Here is a 4,388-nt window from a genome sequence, read left to right on the forward strand (position 1 = left end):
ACTATTTTGGCAACATCATTCACTTTACATTAGTTTTCTAAAGGATTCAAGTGAATTGTATAGATTTCATACACAATTCATATTTTAAAACGCTTTCACTGTTTTTAATAAGATAAACAAAAAAACGTAGCCAAAAAGCTACGTTTTTCTGTCATCGTTTCGGTGTATTTTTATGATTCTTCAAAAACGGAAGCGGGAATTGCTTACGGAAATGCTCTTTAATCATATACTCTACACCGTTTTCGCTATTTGAACGTGTAATCCAATCTGCTGCTTGCTTTAATTCTACAGGCGAGTTCCCCATTGCTACCCCAAGTCCCACGTTTTCAATAATCTCTAAATCTTCCATACTATCTCCAATCGCAACCATTTCATTTAGCGAAATATTTAAATGCTCTCCAAGCAATTGTAATCCACGTAACTTTGATACATTTTGCGGTAAAATTTCTATTCGTTTTGAATCACATTCAACATACTCTACATCTTGAAATGCTTTTCTTAATGTGTTCAGTCCTCTTTCTTTTTCACCTTTCGTTTGGAAAATAACATCAATTTTTGGCGCCGCTACCGGATGGTCACGAAGCGCATCACCTAACGAATCTACAAATTGAACTGGATAAAATAACGGGTCTGCACTTGATAATACAGTGCGCGCAATTAAGTTTGGTGTATTTCTCTCACGATTTCCGATTGAAAACCGTTCATGAGAAATACGTACGTTACAATCAAAGTGCTCTAACACTTGCACAATATTAAAAGTCTTCTCTTCAGATAATCTTCTTTGAACGTACGGCTTATCTAACGTTGCTGAAACGAAAGCACCACCATGTGTCACTAATATAGAATCTAATTTTAACGCCTTTGCTACTTTATGAGCGGATTGAAAATTACGACTCGTAAATAACGTAACATATACATCTTTTCTTTTCACAAATTCAATTGTTTCTCGTAATCCTTTTGCAATTTTTCCATTGTTGTATAGTAGTGTCCCATCTATATTAAGAGCTAGTAAGCGATAAATCATGTCGCACTCCCCCTCTTCGCTGTTGTACTCTATCCATAATTTATGAAATAAATGTAGCAAATAGAACGAGTTAGAATTACTACTGAAAATTTGGTTTACTATATACATATACACTTAGCAAAGGAGATAGTACAATGCAGGCACCTCCTTCTTTTTATGAAGGCGACACGTTAGAAGTCGCAAAAAAATTACTCGGGCAAAAACTTGTTCATATTGTAGACGGAATAAAGCGAAGCGGAATCATTGTAGAAGTAGAAGCATATAAAGGCCCAGATGATAAGGCCGCACATAGTTACGGAGGCAGACGGACAGATCGCACAGAAGTTATGTTTGGTGCACCAGGGCATGCTTACGTATATTTAATTTACGGTATGTATCATTGCTTTAACGTTATTACAGCGCCAGTGGGCACCCCGCAAGGTGTTCTCATTCGAGCTCTTGAGCCGGTAGATGGAATAGAAGAAATAAAACTAGCGCGCTACAATAAGACCGAAATTACAAAAGCGCAGTACAAAAATTTAACGAACGGTCCTGGCAAACTATGCCGTGCACTTGGCATCACTTTAAAAGAACGCGGTGTATCGTTACAAAGTGATACGTTACATATTGAATTAGTTCCAAAAGAAGAACACATATCATTACAATATAAAATAACAGCAGGACCTCGTATTAATATCGACTATGCAGAAGAAGCTGTACATTATCCGTGGCGTTTTTATTATGAGGGACATCCGTTTGTTTCAAAGAAATAAACGATATCGACTTACCGACAAATAAAAGAAGACTGTTCCAAAGTGGAACAGTCTTCTCCTTTTACTCCGCACCTTCCGCAGTTGCAATATTATCCTCTAAGTTTTCTCTTGATAATTCAGCCGCCATAAAATCTGCTGTTTCTGGAAGTGCTAAATGCATATGAGCTTTTTGACAAATTTGGATCGTGCAGTTTTCTACAACATAGTCGAAAACATGTCCGCCTCCGCTTCTTTCATCATCAATGTAATGTAAGTGGAATCCAGCTACCCCAATACCTTGTGCGTAATCTGGTGTCCAAAATCCAGCAAGCGTACCTTCTGTATTTTCAAACGAAAAGATTGGTTGCGATTTCGTCACTTCAACGAGTGGTGTATACGGTTTTTCTTGTCTTGGAACAGTTCTCGTCCTTACTTCACGGAACGTACCGTCCATTCGAATAGCGTAAAATAAGTTTTTACTTGGCATTAATTCATGTAATAACGCTTCAACTTCTTCACGATTCATCGAACGCTCTACCGTATAACTCATTTCTTTTTCAAAAAACGTTACAGTTGCAAATGGCGTTGTTTCTTCTGGCTCTACTTTTTCCGCTGAACCGTCTGAACGTAAATGATAAAATCCATTATCAAATGCAATCATTTCACCGTCTAATTGATCAAATGTGCCGATGCCGAAATCACCATGTTTTTTCAAATCTTCAAAGCTAATCACACCATCATATACACCATCTAATAGCGCAAGCATTGTAGATGTTTGATATACTTCATTACTCATTTTCGTTTTTTTTGCATCAATATCAATTAATTGCGCAACAGTCATCTCAAATCTGCCTCCATTAGTTTAATTGGTTTGGTAATAACTTTTCACTTAATTTAATGTTGTCACGATAGTCAATTGGAATATCAATAATGACAGGGCCGTCTGCTGCTAGTGCTTCTTTCAATACCCCTTCTAATTCATCAGGCGTGTTAACACGAAGACCTAACGCCCCGAAACTTTCCGCATATTTAACAAGATCAACATCACCAAACTCTGTAGCTGATGTTCTGCCGTATTTCATCATTTGTTGGAATGCAACCATATCATATGTGCCGTCTCTCCAAACAAGATGGACGATTGGAGAATTTAAACGTACCGCCGTTTCTAACTCCATCGCTGAGAATAAGAAACCACCGTCACCTGATACGGAAACTACTTTTTTACCTGGTTCTACTAAAGTAGCAGCAATTGCCCAAGGAAGTGCAACACCTAACGTCTGCATACCGTTACTAAATAATAATCTACGTGGTTCATAAGAACGGAAACATCTCGCCATCCAAATAGAATGGGAACCGATGTCACATGTAACGGTTGTGTCGTCACTAATTAAAGAACGAAGTGTACGAATCACTTGAAGCGGATGTGTAACACCTTCTGAAGGACGATTTGGAACTTCTGCTTGTTCTGATAATTTCGCGCGTAATCGTTCTAACACTGCTTCTGATTTCGTACTTAACACAAGTTTCGGTAACTTTTCTGCGATGCTATTTACTGTTAAGGCAATATCACCAATTAATTCACGCTGTGGTTGGTAATCATGATCGATATCTGCTTGATGGTCATCAAGATGAATAATCGTTCTGTCTCCAAGTTTATTCCAGAACTTTGGATCATACTCAATTGGATCATAACCGATAGAAATAACAAGATCTGCCTCTTCTAGTAAAATATCACCTGGTTGGTTACGGAATAGTCCAACACGGCCGAAGAAATGATCTTCTAACTCACGTGAAATGGCACCAGCCGCTTGATATGTTTCAACGACAGGAAGTTCTGTATCCGCAATTAATTTACGAACGGCTTTCGTCACTTCATTTGTGCTCGCTCTCATACCGAGTAAAATAACTGGTAATTTCGCTGCTTTTATTTTATCTACTACATATGTAATATCATGTGTGGGAGCGATTCCAAGCTGTGGCTTAGAAAGCGCACCGATAGACTCTACAGTCGTTTCCGCAGTCATAACGTCTTGCGGCAGACTTACTAAAGTAGCGCCTGGATTTGTGGAAGTCGCACTTCGGAATGCATTCGATAGTGCTTCTGGCACATTATCAGGATGCTCTACTTCTACGCTATATTTTGTGATTGGTTCGAATAGTGCAGCATTATCCATAGATTGATGCGTACGTTTTAATCGATCTGTACGCGGAACTGCACCAGCTAAAGCAACAACGGGATCACTCTCCGCATTCGCAGTAACAAGACCTGTCGCTAAATTTGATGTCCCTGGTCCTGAAGTTACAAGACATACGCCCGGTTTCCCTGTTAATCTACCAATAGCAGCTGCCATAAATGCTGCGTTTTGTTCATGACGACAAACAATTAACTCTGGTCCTCTTTCTTGCAGTACATCAAATACAGAGTCAATCTTCGCTCCTGGAATACCGAAAACATGTGTAACACCTTGTTTAATTAAACAATCAACAACAAGATCTGCTCCTTTTGTTTTTGTCTTCACGTCGTTTGCTTTTACATCTGTACTCAAACTAATCATTCCTTTGTTTCATAATTTGTGTAATAAAGATTTTAATTTCACCTAGTTAATTAATGTGGTGAAGTATCATTTATCATT

4 protein-coding genes are annotated in these 4,388 nt (G+C 38.4%); 1 reads left to right on the top strand and 3 read right to left on the bottom strand.

Going from position 1 to position 4,388, the window contains the following annotated elements; translation table 11 throughout:
• Nucleotides 1-151: 151 nt before the first annotated feature.
• Complete coding sequence (locus tag ACQGS6_RS23555; protein WP_000640417.1) at nt 152-1,024, bottom strand: Cof-type HAD-IIB family hydrolase; 873 nt, start codon at nt 1,022-1,024, stop codon at nt 152-154.
• 134 nt (nt 1,025-1,158) lie between these two features.
• Here ACQGS6_RS23555 and ACQGS6_RS23560 point away from each other — a divergent pair, with 134 nt between their 5' ends.
• Entirely contained in the window at nt 1,159-1,776 is a 618-nt protein-coding gene (locus ACQGS6_RS23560; RefSeq protein WP_001148796.1) for a DNA-3-methyladenine glycosylase, read from the top strand.
• 61 nt (nt 1,777-1,837) lie between these two features.
• Here the strand turns inward: ACQGS6_RS23560 and alsD are convergent, their stop codons facing one another.
• Nucleotides 1,838-2,596, bottom strand: a complete 759-nt coding sequence (gene alsD, locus ACQGS6_RS23565; protein WP_000215012.1) for an alpha-acetolactate decarboxylase — start codon at nt 2,594-2,596, stop codon at nt 1,838-1,840.
• Nucleotides 2,597-2,612: 16 nt separating this feature from the next.
• Nucleotides 2,613-4,301 carry an acetolactate synthase AlsS gene (gene alsS, locus ACQGS6_RS23570; protein WP_000102391.1) on the bottom strand — a complete coding sequence of 563 codons (1,689 nt, stop codon included), beginning with the start codon at nt 4,299-4,301 and terminating at the stop codon, nt 2,613-2,615.
• Nucleotides 4,302-4,388 lie beyond the last annotated feature (87 nt).

It is taken from the genome of Bacillus sp. GMs2/2, assembly GCF_050172095.1.
Taxonomy (GTDB): domain Bacteria; phylum Bacillota; class Bacilli; order Bacillales; family Bacillaceae_G; genus Bacillus_A; species Bacillus_A cereus.